The 16,236-nt window shown below is 59.9% G+C and carries 14 protein-coding genes and 3 tRNA genes; 4 read left to right on the top strand and 13 right to left on the bottom strand.

Translation table 11 applies throughout. The features are described 5' to 3' along the window. Nucleotide 1: 1 nt before the first annotated feature. The 6 genes from AC07N8_RS26695 to rluD form a co-directional block, all read right to left on the bottom strand. Nucleotides 2-77, bottom strand: a tRNA-Lys gene (locus tag AC07N8_RS26695). A 5-nt stretch (nucleotides 78-82) separates the two neighbouring features. Continuing rightward, nucleotides 83-159 (bottom strand) — tRNA-Pro (locus AC07N8_RS26690). Nucleotides 160-168: 9 nt separating this feature from the next. Next, nucleotides 169-244: transfer RNA gene (locus AC07N8_RS26685), tRNA-Asn, on the bottom strand. Nucleotides 245-542: 298 nt separating this feature from the next. Continuing rightward, entirely contained in the window at nucleotides 543-3,107 is a 2,565-nt protein-coding gene (gene clpB / locus AC07N8_RS26680) for an ATP-dependent chaperone ClpB (RefSeq protein WP_483842957.1), read from the bottom strand. 130 nt (nucleotides 3,108-3,237) lie between these two features. Further along, the gene (pgeF, locus tag AC07N8_RS26675; protein ID WP_493146541.1) at nucleotides 3,238-3,963 is read right to left on the bottom strand and encodes a peptidoglycan editing factor PgeF; all 726 of its coding nucleotides are present in this window, start codon (nucleotides 3,961-3,963) and stop codon (nucleotides 3,238-3,240) included. Continuing rightward, nucleotides 3,960-4,922, bottom strand: coding sequence for a 23S rRNA pseudouridine(1911/1915/1917) synthase RluD (rluD, locus tag AC07N8_RS26670; RefSeq protein ID WP_007942311.1), 963 nt, complete (start codon nucleotides 4,920-4,922; stop codon nucleotides 3,960-3,962). The genes pgeF and rluD overlap by 4 nt, the downstream gene beginning before the upstream one ends. Before the next feature lie 151 nt (nucleotides 4,923-5,073). Here rluD and AC07N8_RS26665 point away from each other — a divergent pair, with 151 nt between their 5' ends. From AC07N8_RS26665 to AC07N8_RS26650, 4 genes are all read left to right on the top strand, one after another. Further along, nucleotides 5,074-6,096 carry an outer membrane protein assembly factor BamD gene (locus AC07N8_RS26665; protein ID WP_310270753.1) on the top strand — a complete coding sequence of 341 codons (1,023 nt, stop codon included), beginning with the start codon at nucleotides 5,074-5,076 and terminating at the stop codon, nucleotides 6,094-6,096. A 122-nt stretch (nucleotides 6,097-6,218) separates the two neighbouring features. After that, on the top strand, nucleotides 6,219-6,452 hold the full coding sequence (locus AC07N8_RS26660) for a PP0621 family protein (protein ID WP_027924182.1): 234 nt from the start codon (nucleotides 6,219-6,221) through the stop codon (nucleotides 6,450-6,452). Continuing rightward, the gene (locus AC07N8_RS26655; RefSeq protein WP_483842959.1) at nucleotides 6,442-8,031 is read left to right on the top strand and encodes a sensor histidine kinase; all 1,590 of its coding nucleotides are present in this window, start codon (nucleotides 6,442-6,444) and stop codon (nucleotides 8,029-8,031) included. The genes AC07N8_RS26660 and AC07N8_RS26655 overlap by 11 nt, the downstream gene beginning before the upstream one ends. 2 nt (nucleotides 8,032-8,033) lie before the next feature. Beyond that, nucleotides 8,034-9,374: a sigma-54-dependent transcriptional regulator gene (locus AC07N8_RS26650; RefSeq protein ID WP_483842960.1), complete on the top strand. Its 1,341-nt coding sequence runs from the start codon at nucleotides 8,034-8,036 to the stop codon at nucleotides 9,372-9,374. Nucleotides 9,375-9,485: 111 nt separating this feature from the next. Here AC07N8_RS26650 and thiO read toward each other — a convergent pair whose 3' ends face one another. Genes thiO through AC07N8_RS26615 form a run of 7 tightly spaced genes read right to left on the bottom strand, consistent with a single transcriptional unit; the run spans nucleotide 9,486 to nucleotide 16,233 of the window. Further along, nucleotides 9,486-10,586, bottom strand: coding sequence for a glycine oxidase ThiO (thiO, locus tag AC07N8_RS26645; RefSeq protein WP_483842961.1), 1,101 nt, complete (start codon nucleotides 10,584-10,586; stop codon nucleotides 9,486-9,488). A gap of 55 nt (nucleotides 10,587-10,641) precedes the next feature. Continuing rightward, entirely contained in the window at nucleotides 10,642-11,043 is a 402-nt protein-coding gene (locus AC07N8_RS26640) for a type IV pilin protein (protein ID WP_493146546.1), read from the bottom strand. Nucleotides 11,044-11,057: 14 nt separating this feature from the next. Next, nucleotides 11,058-14,150: a pilus assembly protein gene (locus tag AC07N8_RS26635; protein WP_493146548.1), complete on the bottom strand. Its 3,093-nt coding sequence runs from the start codon at nucleotides 14,148-14,150 to the stop codon at nucleotides 11,058-11,060. Next, a complete protein-coding gene (locus AC07N8_RS26630) occupies nucleotides 14,137-14,607 on the bottom strand; it encodes a pilus assembly PilX family protein (protein ID WP_483842964.1) in 471 nt (156 codons plus the stop codon). The genes AC07N8_RS26635 and AC07N8_RS26630 overlap by 14 nt, the downstream gene beginning before the upstream one ends. After that, entirely contained in the window at nucleotides 14,604-15,317 is a 714-nt protein-coding gene (locus AC07N8_RS26625; protein WP_483842965.1) for a PilW family protein, read from the bottom strand. The genes AC07N8_RS26630 and AC07N8_RS26625 overlap by 4 nt, the downstream gene beginning before the upstream one ends. Further along, entirely contained in the window at nucleotides 15,314-15,763 is a 450-nt protein-coding gene (gene pilV / locus AC07N8_RS26620; RefSeq protein ID WP_493146551.1) for a type IV pilus modification protein PilV, read from the bottom strand. The genes AC07N8_RS26625 and pilV overlap by 4 nt, the downstream gene beginning before the upstream one ends. Beyond that, nucleotides 15,760-16,233: a GspH/FimT family pseudopilin gene (locus AC07N8_RS26615; RefSeq protein WP_483842967.1), complete on the bottom strand. Its 474-nt coding sequence runs from the start codon at nucleotides 16,231-16,233 to the stop codon at nucleotides 15,760-15,762. Before AC07N8_RS26615 ends, pilV begins: the two co-directional genes overlap by 4 nt. Nucleotides 16,234-16,236: the final 3 nt, after the last annotated feature.

Raw genomic sequence — 16,236 nt, 5'->3', positions numbered from 1 at the left:
ATGGTGGGTCGTGTGGGATTCGAACCTACGACCAATTGGTTAAAAGCCAACTGCTCTACCAACTGAGCTAACGACCCAAAAATGGTCGGGGTAAGGGGATTCGAACTCCTGACATCCTGCTCCCAAAGCAGGCGCGCTACCGGACTGCGCTATACCCCGGTTTGAAATTGGCTCCGTGACCAGGACTCGAACCTGGGACCCAATGATTAACAGTCATTTGCTCTACCGACTGAGCTATCACGGAACTACATATTTCAATTTACAACGGTGAAGCTTTTGCGTTCTCTTCGACCCGTTCGCATCGCTGCGTTCGTGTGTCTGAGGCGCGCTATTCTACAATCTTCAGCACCTCTGTCAACCCCCTAAATTGCTTTCAAGTTAATGATTTGCAACTTATTTTGGATTCCTGCTTGGGGAGCGGAAACCCTGGCGGGTGACTGACTGCGGGGCGCACTTTACAAGCCTTTTCCTTAGAGTTCAACAGCCTGGCGAAAAAAAGGCCTCGCAATGCGAGGCCTCGTCAGTTTTGTTGCCTGGATGGGTCAGACGAATACGATTTCGTCGTTTTCCACCACACCCTTGGCGGTATCGCCGGGCAAGAAACGACCCGACAGAATCAACTGAGCCAGCGGGTTCTCGATCCAGCGCTGAATCGCTCGTTTGAGCGGACGTGCGCCGTACACCGGGTCGTAACCCACCGCGATCAGCTTATCCATGGCCTCAGGACTCAGCTCCAGTTTCAGCTCACGCTCGGTCAGGCGACTGCGCAGGCGACCCAACTGGATCTCGGTAATGCCCGCGATCTGATCCCGCGCCAAGGGCTCGAAGATCACCACTTCGTCGACCCGGTTGATGAACTCCGGCCGGAAGTGGGTGGAAATCGCATCCATCACCGCCGCGCGCTGTGCCTCACGATCACCGACCAGTTCCTGGATCTGCACCGAGCCCAGGTTGGACGTCATGACGATCACGGTGTTCTTGAAATCCACTGTGCGGCCATGGCTGTCGGTCAGGCGGCCATCTTCCAGCACTTGCAGCAAGATGTTGAACACATCCGGGTGGGCCTTCTCGACCTCGTCCAGGAGGATCACCGAGTAAGGCTTGCGACGCACCGCCTCGGTCAGGTAACCGCCCTCTTCATAGCCCACATAGCCTGGTGGCGCACCAATCAGCCGGGCCACGGAATGTTTCTCCATGAACTCGGACATGTCGATCCGCACCATCGCCTCTTCAGTATCAAAGAGGAACTCGGCGAGTGCCTTGCACAGCTCGGTTTTACCGACACCGGTCGGGCCGAGGAACATGAACGAACCGCTCGGGCGATTCGGGTCGGACAACCCGGCCCGCGAACGGCGCACCGCGTTGGAAACCGCGATCACCGCTTCGTCCTGGCCGATCACACGCTGGTGCAACAGGCTTTCCATCTTCATCAGCTTGTCGCGCTCGCCTTCGAGCATTTTCGACACGGGGATGCCGGTCCACTTCGACACGACTTCAGCGATTTCTTCCTCAGTCACCTTGCTGCGCAGCAACTGGTTCTCGCTTTTACCGTGCTGGTCGACCATTTGCAGGCTGCGCTCCAGGTCCGGGATTACCCCGTATTGCAGCTCGGCCATGCGGTTCAGGTCGCCTTTACGGCGCGCGGCTTCCAGTTCCTGACGGGACTGTTCGATTTTCTGCTGGATCTGCGCAGAACCCTGGACTTCGGCTTTTTCCGAATTCCAGATTTCTTCGAGGTCCGAATACTCACGTTCGAGGCGGACGATTTCTTCCTGGAGTTTTTCCAGGCGCTTGATCGCCGCTTCATCGCTTTCTTTCTTCAGCGCCTGGGATTCCACCTTCAACTGAATCAGGCGACGTTCCAGACGGTCGAGCACTTCCGGCTTGGAGTCGATCTCCATGCGGATGCGGCTGGCCGCTTCGTCGATCAGGTCGATGGCCTTGTCCGGCAACTGACGGTCCGTGATGTAGCGATGACTGAGTTTGGCTGCGGCAATGATCGCGCCGTCGGTGATCGCCACCTTGTGGTGAACCTCGTAACGTTCTTTGAGGCCACGCAGAATCGCGATGGTGTCCTCTTCACTCGGCTCGTCCACCAACACTTTCTGGAAGCGCCGCTCGAGGGCCGCGTCCTTCTCTATATATTGGCGGTACTCGTTGAGCGTGGTCGCGCCGACGCAATGCAGCTCGCCGCGCGCCAGCGCAGGCTTGAGCATGTTGCCCGCATCCATCGAACCTTCGCCTTTACCGGCGCCGACCATGGTGTGCAGTTCGTCGATGAACAGAATGATCTGACCTTCCTGCTTTGACAGCTCGTTGAGCAGCGATTTCAGGCGCTCTTCAAACTCACCGCGATACTTGGCACCGGCGATCAACGCACCCATATCGAGGGACAGCAGGCGCTTGCCTTTCAGGCCGTCCGGCACTTCGCCGTTGATGATGCGCTGGGCCAGGCCTTCGGCGATGGCGGTTTTACCCACGCCAGGCTCACCGATCAGCACCGGGTTGTTCTTGGTACGGCGTTGCAGGACCTGAATGGTCCGGCGAATTTCGTCGTCACGGCCGATCACCGGATCGAGCTTGCCTTCTTCGGCGCGCTTGGTCAGGTCGACGGTGTATTTATCCAGCGCCTGGCGCGACTCTTCGTGGTTGGCATCGTTGACCGCTTCGCCACCACGCAGGTTGTTGATCGCGTTTTCCAGGGCCTTCTTGCTCACGCCCTGCCCCAGCAACAATTTGCCGAGCTTGCTGTTCTCGTCCATGGCGGCGAGCAGCACGAGTTCGCTGGAGATGAACTGGTCGCCCTTCTGCTGGGCCAGGCGATCAGCCTGATTGAGCAGACGCGCCAGATCCTGCGACATGTTCACGTCGCCGGTCGGGTTCTGGATTTTCGGCAGCTGGTCGAGCTCTTTGGTCAGCTCTTTACGCAGGCTGTTGACGTCGAAACCGACCTGCATCAGCAGGGGTTTGATCGAACCACCCTGCTGTTCGAGCATGGCCTGCATCAAGTGTGCCGGCTCGATGCCGGGATGGTCGAGGCCGACAGCCAGGGATTGGGCGTCGGAGAGTGCTAACTGCAATTTGCTGGTTAAACGATCTATACGCATGGGTCACCTTCCTTTTGAGCAGGCCGGACCTATAAAACATCCTGAATGAAGAAACCTGCCAGATACCGTTATAGATGCGGTCGATTCTGGGAGTTTCAAGCGTCGATCAGTTGATGCAGATCAGGGAAGTCTAGCGTTCCAACCAGACAAGGGAGGCAAACCGACCGGTGCGTGGACTGCGGCGGTAAGAAAAGAAGCGCGGATCGGTCACGGTGCAGAAACCGCCACCGTAAACAGCCGTGACACCACGAGCTGCGAGGCGCAAACGCGCCAGCTCGTAGATATCGGCCATGAACTTGCCGGCGTTTTGACTTGGCTCGAAAGCTTTCGCGGTTTCAGGCAATTGCTCGACAAAGGTTTCGCGCACTTCCGGGCCGACTTCAAAGGCTTTGGGGCCAATGGCCGGGCCGAGCCAGACCAGCACGTCTGCGGGCGGGACGTCCAGACTGTCGAGCGTCGCTTCCAGCACACCCGCCGCCAGCCCGCGCCAGCCGGCATGGGCGGCCGCAACGCGCGTGCCGGCACGGTCGCAGAACAGCGCCGGCAAACAGTCAGCGGTCATTGAAGCGCAGGCAATACCGGGCGTGGCTGTCCAACTGGCGTCAGCAGTGACGACCTGGCCTGGGTCCGCGTGGGCCACGGCAATGCCGTGAACCTGTTGCAGCCAGGCCGGTTGAATAGAGAAATGATCGGTGAGACGACGGCGATTTTCGGCCACAGCTTCGGGGCTGTCGTCGACGTGATCGCCTAGATTGAGGCTGTCGAACGGCGCCAGACTGACGCCGCCCGCACGGGTGGTCACGCAGGCTTTCACCCCGGCAGGCGCAGGCCAGTCGGGAATCAGCCAGTCACTCATCCGATGAACGCCTCACGGTCTTGCTTGAGCAGAGTCAGCAACCAGACGAAATCGTCCGGCAGTGGCGATTCCCAGCTCATGCGTTTACCGGTGGTCGGGTGATCCAGCTCCAGGAACCGCGCATGCAGGGCCTGACGCGGGAACGCCTTCAACGACTCGACCATGGTCACACTGGCTGCCGGCGGGATACGGAAGCGACCGCCGTAGGCAGGGTCTCCGACCAACGGGTAGTTGATGTGGGCCATGTGCACACGAATCTGGTGGGTACGACCGGTTTCCAGCTTCACCCGCACGTGAGTGTGGGAGCGGAAACGCTCAAGCACGCGGTAGTGGCTGACGGCTTGCTTGCCGCCTTCCATCACCGCCATGCGCTGGCGTTGCTGGCCGTGACGACCGATCGGCGCGTTGATCTTGCCGCCTGCCGTCACCACGCCGATCACGATGCATTCGTAGATCCGGCTTACGCTGCGGCTCTGCAATTGCGTGACAAGCTGTGTCTGCGCCTGAATGGTCTTGGCCACCACCATCAGACCGGTGGTGTCCTTGTCCAGGCGATGCACGATCCCGGCGCGGGGCACATTGATAATGTCCGGCACGTGGTGCAGCAAGGCGTTGAGCAAGGTGCCATCAGCGTGGCCGGCAGCCGGATGCACCACCAGACCCGCAGGTTTGTTGATCACCAGGATGTCGTCGTCTTCATAGACGATGTCCAGTTCGATGTCTTGAGCGATCCATTCGCCCTGAGCTTCCTGCTCGGCGGTCAGTTCAAGAATGGCGCCACCGTGAACGATGTCTCGCGGGCGGATAACCGCCCCATCCACAGTCAGGCGGCCGTCTTTGATCCAGGCGGAAAGGCGCGAGCGCGAGTGCTCAGCGAATAATTGTGCGGCGACTTGATCGAGGCGTTGGCCGCCCAATTCGGACGGCACCTCTGCGCGAAGTTCAATTTTATCGGACATGCTCAGACTAGGCGTCGGCACAGCCTTTGGTTTCGGCTGCGCGCTTGTGGTTAAATACGGCGTCTTTTGCCCCGAGGCTATTCAACGGGGCGCTCATCATAACAGGACGGCCCCGCCCAAGACAGCGGCCGTCATAGGGACGCAAGCCGCCATGCAAGTGAAACACCTGCTGCTGATCGCCATCCTCGCATTGACCGCTGCTTGCTCATCGAAGGAAGTCGTAGACGAAAACCTTAGCGAAGTCGAGCTGTACCAGCAGGCTCAGAACGATCTGGACAATAGTAGCTATACCAGCGCCATTGCCAAGTTGAAGGCTCTGGAATCGCGCTATCCGTTCGGTCGCTACGCTGATCAGGCTCAACTCGAGCTCATTTACGCCAACTACAAGAACACCGAGCCTGAAGCCGCCAAGTCTGCTGCCGAGCGTTTCATTCGCTTGCACCCACAGCATCCGAACGTGGACTACGCCTACTATCTGAAAGGTTTGACATCTTTCGACCAGGACGTCGGCCTGCTGGCGCGCTTCCTGCCGCTGGACATGACCAAGCGTGACCCGGGTGCCGCTCGCGACTCCTACAACGAGTTCGCCCAGCTGACCAGCCGCTTCCCCAACAGCCGCTACTCGCCGGATGCCAAGCAGCGCATGATTTACCTGCGCAACCTGCTGGCCTCCTACGAGATTCACGTTGCCGACTACTACCTGACCCGTCAGGCCTATGTCGCCGCCGCGAACCGTGGCCGTTACGTGGTGGAAAACTTCCAGGAAACCCCGTCCGTCGGTGACGGCCTGGCGGTCATGACTGAAGCCTACCAGCGTCTGCACCTGGACGAATTGGCAGCCACCAGCCTCGAAACCCTGAAGCTCAACTACCCGAACCACCCAAGCCTGGTGGACGGTCAGTTCCAGCCTTCGGTTGCCGAAGCCGACAACCGTTCGTGGTTGAGCAAGGCCACCCTGGGCCTGATCGAATCCCGTCCGCCGCTGCCGCCGGGTGAAACCCGCGCCAACCAGGACGTGCAGAAGCAGTTCCAGGATGCCAAGGACGCGATTCCGAGCGAGCTCAAGCCTAAAGATGGCAATGGCGACGCCGTCGAAGAAGAGCAACACGAGTCCGAAGGCAACAACAGCGACCGTTCGTGGTTCAGCTACATGACCTTTGGCGTGTTCGACTGACACCTCAGGTTGTACAAAAAGGAGCCTCGCGAGGCTCCTTTTTTGTGGGCGTGATGATTACGCTGTGCGCTCGGCATGACCTTGGCTAAACTGCTGAATCACTCGTCATAAAGCAGCTCACCATGCTTCGTTTACTGTTCTGGATCGCCCTGATTGCCGCTGCAGTATGGTTCTGGCGCAAGTTCAAGGGCGCGGCTAACGCCCCAAGGTCCTCCGCCGAGCTGGAGGCTGCTCCCATGGTCCGTTGCGCCCATTGCGGCGTGCACCTGCCCCGCGACCGCGCGCTGAGCCTTCAACAACAGTGGTATTGCAGCCAGGCTCACCTCGAGCAAGGCCCGGGCCCCAGTGGTCGCTGAGACCTCCAGTCCCGGCGGCAAACAGGCGCAGCGACTGCTGCGTCTCTATCACCTCTACCGTTTAAGCATCGGCATCACCCTGGTGCTGTTGATGACCAGTAACCTGGACAACCAGTTGCTGGCGTTCGCCAATGACGATCTGTTGCGCAATGGCAGCTGGCTGTATCTGGTACTGAACATTCTGCTGGTGGTGTTTCTGGAAAACACCCGACGGCCGGCGCAGCTGTTCAGCCTGGCGCTAGTCGATGTCTTGCTGCTCTGCGGTTTGTTCTACGCCGCGGGCGGAGTGGCCAGCGCCATCGGCAATCTGTTGATTGTGTCGGTGGCCATCAGCAATACCCTGCTGCGTGGACGTATCGGCCTGTTAATCGCCGCGGTCGGCGCGCTGGGCATCGTCGGTTTGAGTTTCCTCCTGAGTTTCAGCCATCCGGCCAGCCCCAACGATTACCTGCAAGTCGGCATGCTCGGCGCCCTGTGTTTTGCCGCGGCTTTGCTGGTGCAAGGGCTGAGCAGTCGCCTGGAAGTCAGCGAGCACCTCGCCGAACAACGGGCCAGCGAAGTGATGGGGCTCGAAACGCTCAACGCGTTGATCCTGCAGCGCATGCGCACGGGCATTCTGGTGCTCGACGAACAGCGACGGGTGCAACTGGCCAATCACAGCGCCTTGATCCTGCTAGGGCACAAAGCACTCGATGGACGGCTGATCGACGACTTTTCCCCGACGCTGGTCGAACGTCTTCAGCTGTGGTTCAACAACCCGACCTTACGCCCGCAAAGCCTGAAAATCCCCGGCAGCGGCCTGGAGTTGCAACCCAGCTTCATTGCCCTGGACCAAAGCCCGAGTCCTCAGACCCTGGTTTTCCTCGAAGACATCGCTCAGGTCGCACAACAGGCACAGCAACTGAAACTCGCCGCCCTCGGTCGACTGACCGCGGGTATTGCCCATGAAATCCGCAATCCATTGGGTGCCATTAGTCATGCCGCGCAATTGCTGCGCGAATCCGAGGAACTCAACGGGGCGGATCGGCGTCTGACCCAGATTATTCAAGACCACTCTCAGCGAATGAATCGGGTTATCGAAAACGTCCTGCAACTGTCCCGCCGCCAGCAAACTATCCCGCAACGGCTGGACCTGAAGCCGTGGCTGGAACGGTTCGTCGCTGAAACCCGTGAGAACGCGAACGACGCCCGGCAGATCCACCTGTGTATGGGTTCCGGCGACTTCAACACCTTGATGGACCCGAACCAGCTCACTCAGGTCCTGGACAATTTGTTGCGAAATGCCTGGCGCCACAGCGCCCTGAATCACCACACGGCTCAGGTCTGGCTCAAGTTGTTTGTCGATGCCGACAGCCAATTGCCGATTCTCGAGGTTGTGGACGACGGCCCCGGCGTGGCGCCAGACCAGCAGGGGCATTTGTTCGAACCGTTTTTCACCACCAGTAGCCAAGGCACAGGCCTGGGGCTTTATCTGTCCCGTGAGCTGTGCGAAAGCAACCAGGCCCGCCTAGACTTCAAACCACGCCAAGGCGGCGGCTGCTTTCGCATCACTTTTGCTCACGGACGGAAACAAAGTTGAACATGAGCCCACGGCCCAAAGTCCTGATCGTCGACGACGAACCGGATATCCGCGAACTCCTGGAAATCACCCTGGGACGGATGAAACTCGATACCTTCAGTGCCCGTAACCTGGGCGATGCGCAAGCGTTGCTGGCCCGGGAAACCTTCGATCTGTGCCTGACCGACATGCGCCTGCCCGACGGTACCGGCCTTGAGCTGGTGCAGCACATCCAACAGCGTTACGCACAGGTGCCGGTGGCGATGATCACCGCCTACGGCAGCCTTGAAACAGCGATCAACGCGCTCAAGGCCGGCGCCTTCGATTTCCTGACCAAACCGGTCGACCTCACTCGCCTGCGGGAGTTGGTCACCAGCGCCCTGCGCCTGCCCGCCCCTACCGACGCCAGTACGGCGATTGATCGCCGGCTGCTGGGCAACTCACTGCCCATGCGCAACCTGCGCAAACACATCGACAAACTCGCCCGCAGCCAGGCGCCGGTGTACATCAGCGGCGAATCCGGCAGCGGCAAGGAGCTGGTTGCAAGACTGATCCACGAACAAGGCCCGCGAGCCCATCACCCCTTCGTCCCGGTCAACTGTGGGGCGATTCCGTCAGAGCTTATGGAAAGCGAGTTCTTCGGGCATCGCAAAGGCAGTTTCAGCGGCGCCATCGAAGACAAGCGCGGACTGTTCCAGGCCGCCCAAGGCGGCACGCTGTTCCTCGATGAGGTCGCGGATTTGCCGTTGGCGATGCAGGTCAAACTGCTGCGTGCGATTCAGGAAAAAGCCGTGCGCAGTATTGGTGAGCAACAGGAAACCGTGGTCGACGTGCGCATCCTTTGCGCCACCCACAAAGACCTTGAGGCCGAAATCGCCGCCGAGCGTTTTCGTCAGGATTTGTACTACCGGCTCAATGTCATCGAACTGCGGGTTCCGCCCTTGCGCGAACGCCGTGACGACATCGAGGCATTGGCCAGCCATGTGCTCAGGCGCTTGGCGGCCGACAGTGGCCGACCTGCCGCGACACTCCATCCGCTCGCACTGGATGCGCTGAAAAGTTATCGGTTTCCAGGCAATGTGCGGGAACTGGAGAACGTGCTCGAACGGGCTCACACCTTGTGCGAGAACAAGCAGATCGAAGCCAGCGACTTACGACTGGCCGAGGGTAATTGCGCGGCAGAAGGCGGGGTTCCGGACCTGACGCAGATCGACAATCTGGAAGACTATCTGGAAAACGTCGAGCGCAAAGTCATTCTCCAGGCGCTGGAGGAAACCCGCTGGAACCGTACTGCGGCGGCTCAGCGGTTGAATCTTTCGTTCAGGTCGATGCGTTACAGGCTCAAGAAACTAGGGTTGGATTGAGGGCCCCTTCGCGAGCGGGCTCGCTCCCACAAGGATTTTGCATAGCTCACAGATCCAGTGTGGGAGCGAGCCTGCTCGCGAAGGCAATGACAGTCGCCGAAGATCCTGCGACTAGATCCGCCCGGTCGGCGCGTACGGCTTGGGATCAATAATCGGCTCACGCCCCAGCATCACATCCGCAAACAACTGACACGACGCCGGCGCCAACACCAACCCATTGCGGTAATGCCCGCAATTGAGCCAAAGCCCCTCAAACCCGGGCACCTGACCAATGTAAGGAATGCCTTCCGGCGAGCCCGGCCGCAACCCGGCCCAGTGCCCGACGACTTCGGCATCCGCCAATGCGGGAATCAACTCCACCGCCGATGCCTTCAGGCTTTCCAACGCCGAATCGGTCGGCGTCTTGTCGTAGCCTTCATGCTCCAGCGTGCTGCCGATCAAAATGTGCCCGTCGCGGCGGGGAATCGCGTAACGCCCCTTGGCCAGCACCATGCTCGGCAGAAAATCTGCCGCGCACTTGTACAAAATCATCTGCCCTTTCACCGGTTCGACCGGCAGCGCCAGGCCCAGGCCTTTGAGTAAATCACCGCTCCAGGCACCAGCGGTCAGCACCACTTGATCACCCTGAATGGCCCCCGTCGACGTCTGCACACCAACGACTTGATCGCCTTCACGAATGAAGCCGCTGACTTCGCACTGCTCGTGGATGGTCACATTCGGCAGCGCCAGCAACGCAGCCTTCAGCGACTTCACCAGCCGCGGATTGCGCACATTGGCCACATCGGCCATGTAGATCGCCCGCGAGAACCCCGCGGCCAACACTGGCACTGCATCGTGAGCCGCCGAGATATCCACAGCCCGCAGCGGACGGTTTTCCCGTTTGGCCCACGCCAGTGCCTCAGCTTCGTCATCCAGGTCCAGCCAGTACAGGCCGGTGGTGTGAACTTCAGGATCGACTCCGGTCGCAGCGAACAATCGCTCACCGAGCTGTGGATAAAAATCCTGGGACCAATGGGCCAGAGCAGTGACCGCCGGGTTGTAGCGCCACGGATAGAGCGGCGAAACAATCCCGCCCCCGGCCCATGACGACTCCTGCCCAACGTTCGAACGATCCAGCAGCACCACGCTGCGCACTTCAGACGCGAGATTGAACGCCGTCAGCAGCCCGATCACGCCGCCGCCGACAATCACCACTTGCTGTTGCCTGGTCATGTTCAGATCCAACCGTTAAATAGACAAAGGGCGCAAAAGGCGCCCGAAAGAAAACTCAGCGACCCCAGCAATCCTTGGCGGTCAAACCGGCTGTGGCGTTGACCATGTTCCGAACACCGGTATTGGTGAGGGTGAAATCCCCGCACTTGTCGGTGGCCATGCTCGAGCCAGCCTTGCGCACCGCCGTCAGCAGGAAGGTCTGGTCAGTGATTGTCGGGGTGATGGTGTAATAGTCATTGCCGGCGCTCAGGCCGGTGGCGTTGGTGTAGACATTGCTCTTGGTGTAGAACCGTTCAAGGATCTGCGCCTGCTCCGACAACACCCCGGCGATTTCGCTGCGCCGGCCCTTCTTCAGGTACTCGGTGAAGCTCGGGGCGGCAATGGTCATGACGATCCCGATGATCGCAATCACGATCATGATTTCGATCAGGGTAAAACCTCGGTTGGATCTACGCATGCCTCAACTCTCACTTACTGTATTTGTCGCCACATGATGCGACGGCTGCCGCCGCCACCTTTTTCTACTAGCGTTTTGATGTTGCCACTGGAATCGTTAAGAATCTTACCGGTTCCGCCGTTGACGATGGCGTTCACGGTCGAAATGCCGCCGGCGGAAACCACACCGCTCGACACCATGTCGGCGCTGTCGACCACACCGTCGCTGTTGGTATCAAGCACCGCATAGTTGAGCATCTTACCGCTGAACGCCTCCAGTTCGACCAGTTTGCCGGTGCCGAAGCTGGCGCACGGGTCGGTGGTGTCCACACTCGCCGTGGTAAAAACAATCCGCCCCAGCACCAGACTCGCCTGATTGATCACCCGCTCACCTGTCAGCACGTTGTTGTACACCAGTGGCAAGTACCAGCCCTTCTCTGCCGGGTAAGTCACATCGTTCTGGCTGGTGGTGATGAATTGATCCGCGCTCCCCGCAAACACACCGGTTACCGCCTGCGCCTGCAAACTGGCCACGGTGATCTGACCCGATCCCCCGTCCGCGTCCCACACCGCATAAAACGCCTGCAGATCCTTGTTGGTCTTGTCGGCCGTCTCGTTGAATTTACCGGTGCCGACAAACACTTCCTTGCCGCCCAGTGCATTATCCGCCAGCAAGGGTTGCGCGGTGATCGGCTGAGTGGCGCCGCCTGCCGTGGTAAACAACGGTTTGCCGGAAAAGGCCACGCCCCAGGTATCGGGCGCCGTGGCGCTCAGGTCGAACTTCCACAACCGCCCCTTCAAGTCGCCGCCATAGGCAGCCTGCACCACGTTCTGCGAGTTGACCCTCAGTTTCACCGACGACAGCCCATTGGTGGTTTCAGTGCTGTCGACCACGATTTTTTTGATCAACGAGCCGTCACGCACATCGACCACGTACAACGCCGCAACGCCGGAGTTGCTGCCATAGCCGTTGGAAATGAACGCAGCCCATCGACCATCGGCCAAGCGTGCCACTTCCGGCCGCGCGTAGGCATAACCCAGGTCATTGAAAACGTTCGCCGTGCTCGGCGTGGTGGGCGCAGCGATTTCCCACAGCGCCTTGAACGCGTTACCCAACGAGGCGTCGAACAGTTGCAGCGCATAGAAGACTTTGCCGCCCGCACCGGTGCCGCCGATAGCCAGGGTTTTCCAGGCACCGCTGAGTTGGGCATCGAACACACCGACCTGACCGTCGACCAGGTACTTGTGGCTCACACCGTTGATGTAGGTCGGATCGGCGATATAGCGCAGTGCGGGCAAAACGCTGGACGGCATATAGGCATAGCGCCTGACCCCGTTGGCCGAGTTGATGACATTCACAAAACCGTCGTTGGCGTTCACCACCAGGCTGGCACTCATATTGGTGGCTTTGGTGGCCAGGTAGGTACTGTAAGTGCTGTCGCCCAGCAGATCGGAAGCGGTTTTATCCACAGGGGATGCCAGTACAAGCGGCGAGTTGATGATGTCGCCGAGCAATACGCTGCGCACCTTGAGCCCGGTTTTATTGGTGCCCTTGCTCCACTCCACCAGATCGCTGCCGGTGATGCCGGTGGGCAGGCTTTGACTCAACGATGCCTGCTGCGCCGGCGAGAAACTGCTGTAGGCCAGCGTGACGGCAGTGTTACTCAGGGTGTTCCAGGATTGAAAGGTCGGTGCGGTCGCGCCGGGGACGATGGTGGTGTCGGTGGTCCATTGCACAGCAGCAGTGTTCACCGCTCCAGCAGAAGTGAAACCGAAGGACTTGATGGTGCCGCGCCAGTCCTTCGGGTCATAGCTGGTCTGGAAATAGCTGGATCCGCTGGTCAGGGTGATGCCACTGGTGACACCGCCTCCCCCGGAACCGGCCTTGAAAGTGATCTCACTCAACGCCGACGACAACGCGCTGTTGAGCCCCACGCTATCGGTCGCCTGATAATACTTGCCCTGTCCATAGCTGGCCGCGTCCGACAACATCTGGTTCGCAGCGGTAAACCCCACGGTGTAGGTGTTCATGTTCTGTTTCGGGAAGTCCACTGCGTTCCAGCTCTTGCCCGCCGCGTCGGTGCCGGTGGAGCGCATATCGATGTCGAACGCGAACTTGGCGATATCGTCGAGGTAAAGCGTGTCACCTTCGCCGTCACCATTGAGGTTGTTGCCGTCGTTGTTCACGCCATCCCAGTTCGGCAGGCGAGCACCTCCCAGCGGATCGTTGGTCGGGAAGCTCCGGTCAAAGGTCGGCAGGCCATCGGTGATGACCACGCCGTAATTTTTCTGACAACGGTACTGGATCGGGCTGGTGTACGTGGCTGGCGTCGAGTTGTAGTAAGGCGCCAGGCCCCGAAAGTAGCGGGTGATTTCGTAATAGGTTTCCGCCAGCGGCGTATTGGCCACGGCGCTCAAGCCGTTGATGGAGCTGATCAGGTTGTTGTAATTGTTGTCGGCCTGCGACTGGGTCACGCTGCCACTCACCACTGACAGATCACTGATCGAGCGGGCGATGAAGCCGCCATTGCCAGAGTTGCTGCTGTTCACCGGATTGAACGTCGCAAGCCCCATGCGCAAGCCGCGGTTGCTGCTCACCAGCGCCGTGGACACGTTTCGCGCCACGTTCATGCGGTAGTCGTTGGGGATCGAACCCGTGGTGAAGTCCCGGTTGCTGCCGTTGGCCAGACCCACCAGGTACGACAGGTAATCGTCGGAGTACCGGGTGTTTTCATTGCCCACCGGGTCCGGCAACTTCAGGCACAACGGCGCCAGGCTGTTGTTGTAAAACGCGTAGGCCCCACTGGAGCATCCGGACTGCGGCAGACTGGACAGGAAGATCGAATCACCGACGATGTCGCTGCCGCTCAAACATAGCCCGAGGAATAAATTGCATTGTCTGGCGGGCGTGCGCCCTGTAACGGTCGGATCGAACCCGGCGGCATAAATGATGCTGTTCATGCTCCCCGAATCGTCGATCAGCAACATCACGTTCGGCGCAACAGCCGCGGCGCTCAGCAGCGGTGAATCCGAAGGCGTGAAGGCATACGCCGGGGCCGACAGATAAAAGCCCAACAACGCACCGTAAAACGACCGCCAAACGCGCGAGCGCCATTCAGTACTTCGCATAAATACTCTCCACGACGCTGCGCGAGTTGCCCGCGATGCCGACGGCGGTCACCCGGTAAAGCGTCGCCGAGGTATTGCTCGGCACATTGACGGCGTTGAGCGTGGTGCCGATGTTTTGCACCCCGTAAAAGCCACTGCCGGAAGCGATCCACGTCACACCAGAGCTGGAGTTGAGACCGGCGGCCGTGATGCTCGTGGCTTCGGCCGGTGGCGCGCACTGGCCGCAGACCGGCAATGAATAGCTGTCGAGTTGCACCGCGCTTTCACCCACGCGCAACGCCGCTTCGGCGCCCTGGAATGACTGGTTGCGCAGGCTCACGCTGCCGGCCATTTTTTCCTGCAGGGTGGCGTTCTGCATCGAAGAAAGGCCGATCAGTGTCAGCAACAGCAGAAACACCAGACTGACCAGCAGCGCCATGCCACGTTGCGCGCAGTACGTCATGTTGGCCACCCTCATGGCAGGCGGTTGCGCAAGGCGGCAACCACGCTGAAGGTCTGGTTGCGCACCCGATTGTTCGGGTCGGTGAGGGTCAGGGACAGGCGTACGCTGCGAATGCGCGCCGGGTCCGACGGGTTGCTGCTGTAGCTGGAAGCCGCCACGTCGGTGGCGGAACTGGCGAGGCCGAAACTCACGTTAAACGCACTGACGTTATTCACCAGCACGTACTGGGTGGGCGTGCCGGCGCCGGCCCCCATCAATATCTGGTTATTGCTGAAGCTGTAGATCAATCGCCGGATCGGAAAGGCCAGAAACCCTGTCGCGGGTGTTCGCGCGCCGGTATACGCCGTCGCCGAGTTGCGACAGTCAGACACCACCGTCCAGGTCGGCGCCCCGCCGTTGCTGCCGACATCCGCTGTCACCAGGGTCAACTTGAGGTTGGCGTTGTCCCAGTTGATGGGGGTGATCTGACTGGCGTTGAAGTCACCCGACGAGCTCGAATCGGTGATGGTGCCCAGACAGCCGAACATGCCGACCATACGGATTTCCTGAATCATTTTGCTCAACACAAAACGCGCGTCCTCCTGCATCGCCGCGGAGACGTTCTGGCTGACGTAGGTATTTTTCGCCGCGATGAAAATCTGCGCCACGCCCAGGACCACGATCAGACTCAACGCCAGCGCAATCAGCAACTCGATCAAACCGAACCCTCGGCTGGAGCGGTTCATGGCGTGGACACCGGGTCGACTGAGGCGCGGCTGGTCAGGACAAAGCTGCGGCGCGAGCTGGCGATATTGGCGGCGCGTGAGTCATCCCAATTGATAGTGATGGTGTAGACCCGCTGGTTCAGCGTCACGCTGCCAGTGGCCGTCGCGCCGCCGAAATTGGCGATGTTGGTGGTGAAATCGTAGAGGTCCTGGTCCCGGGCGACACTCAGGTTGCCCGAGGTCGGAGGCGTGACGGTGTAATCGGCGGCGGAATTGGCGCGGATGCGGTCCATCATGTCGTAGGCGATAAAACTCGCCTGGCTGGTCATCCGCGAACTGTCGGTGTACTTCAGCGCATTGAGCTGAATCGCCGCCGCCCCCAATAGCCCCACGGTCAGTATCAACAACGCCACCAAGACTTCGATCAGCGTCATGCCCTCCTGTGCACGCTTGCTCCATCCCCTCATCCGCAACTTCCACCCAATAGAATTCGTCCGTTCAAACACACGTTCAGCGTCCTGCTTTGCGTCCCCGATACATAGTTGATGACCACGGCGGTAGACGGTGCCGACAAACCGCCCAGGTTGTTGAAGTCCAGCGCGGTCACTCCTGAGGTTAGCGTCAGAGTGGCGCCGCTGCTCATCGCTGGAACAACCCGCAATACATTGGCCGGTGTGCCAGTACCGTCATAGACCGTCAGTTCACCGGTCCACACACTGCCGCCCGCCGTCGGACGGACCCGGGTGGTGATGCCACGGTCGATGGCCTCCAGCCGGGCGAAATTGAGTCCACGCTGCAAGTCGCCGATTTCGGTATCGGCCCGGGTGGTTTGCACCGAACGGGTAAACGCCGGCACGGCCAGGGTGATGAGGATCAGAAACACCGCGAGCGTGATCAACAACTCGATCAGCGTGAAACCTTTTGTACGATGATCCATCGG

It is taken from the genome of Pseudomonas sp. GW821-FHT10C09 (genome assembly GCF_059415465.1).
This window is presented reverse-complemented; position numbering and strand designations above follow the sequence as displayed.

Bases quoted from the DNA above. Each gene is read 5' to 3' on its own strand.
- clpB (WP_483842957.1), bottom strand. From the start codon at position 3,107: ATGCGTATAGATCGTTTAACCAGCAAATTGCAGTTAGCACTCTCCGAC.
- pgeF (WP_493146541.1), bottom strand. From the start codon at position 3,963: ATGAGTGACTGGCTGATTCCCGACTGGCCTGCGCCTGCCGGGGTGAAA.
- rluD (WP_007942311.1), bottom strand. From the start codon at position 4,922: ATGTCCGATAAAATTGAACTTCGCGCAGAGGTGCCGTCCGAATTGGGC.
- AC07N8_RS26665 (WP_310270753.1), top strand. From the start codon at position 5,074: ATGCAAGTGAAACACCTGCTGCTGATCGCCATCCTCGCATTGACCGCT.
- AC07N8_RS26660 (WP_027924182.1), top strand. From the start codon at position 6,219: ATGCTTCGTTTACTGTTCTGGATCGCCCTGATTGCCGCTGCAGTATGG.
- AC07N8_RS26650 (WP_483842960.1), top strand. From the start codon at position 8,034: ATGAGCCCACGGCCCAAAGTCCTGATCGTCGACGACGAACCGGATATC.
- thiO (WP_483842961.1), bottom strand. From the start codon at position 10,586: ATGACCAGGCAACAGCAAGTGGTGATTGTCGGCGGCGGCGTGATCGGG.
- AC07N8_RS26640 (WP_493146546.1), bottom strand. From the start codon at position 11,043: ATGCGTAGATCCAACCGAGGTTTTACCCTGATCGAAATCATGATCGTG.
- AC07N8_RS26635 (WP_493146548.1), bottom strand. From the start codon at position 14,150: ATGCGAAGTACTGAATGGCGCTCGCGCGTTTGGCGGTCGTTTTACGGT.
- AC07N8_RS26630 (WP_483842964.1), bottom strand. From the start codon at position 14,607: ATGAGGGTGGCCAACATGACGTACTGCGCGCAACGTGGCATGGCGCTG.
- AC07N8_RS26625 (WP_483842965.1), bottom strand. From the start codon at position 15,317: ATGAACCGCTCCAGCCGAGGGTTCGGTTTGATCGAGTTGCTGATTGCG.
- pilV (WP_493146551.1), bottom strand. From the start codon at position 15,763: ATGAGGGGATGGAGCAAGCGTGCACAGGAGGGCATGACGCTGATCGAA.
- AC07N8_RS26615 (WP_483842967.1), bottom strand. From the start codon at position 16,233: ATGGATCATCGTACAAAAGGTTTCACGCTGATCGAGTTGTTGATCACG.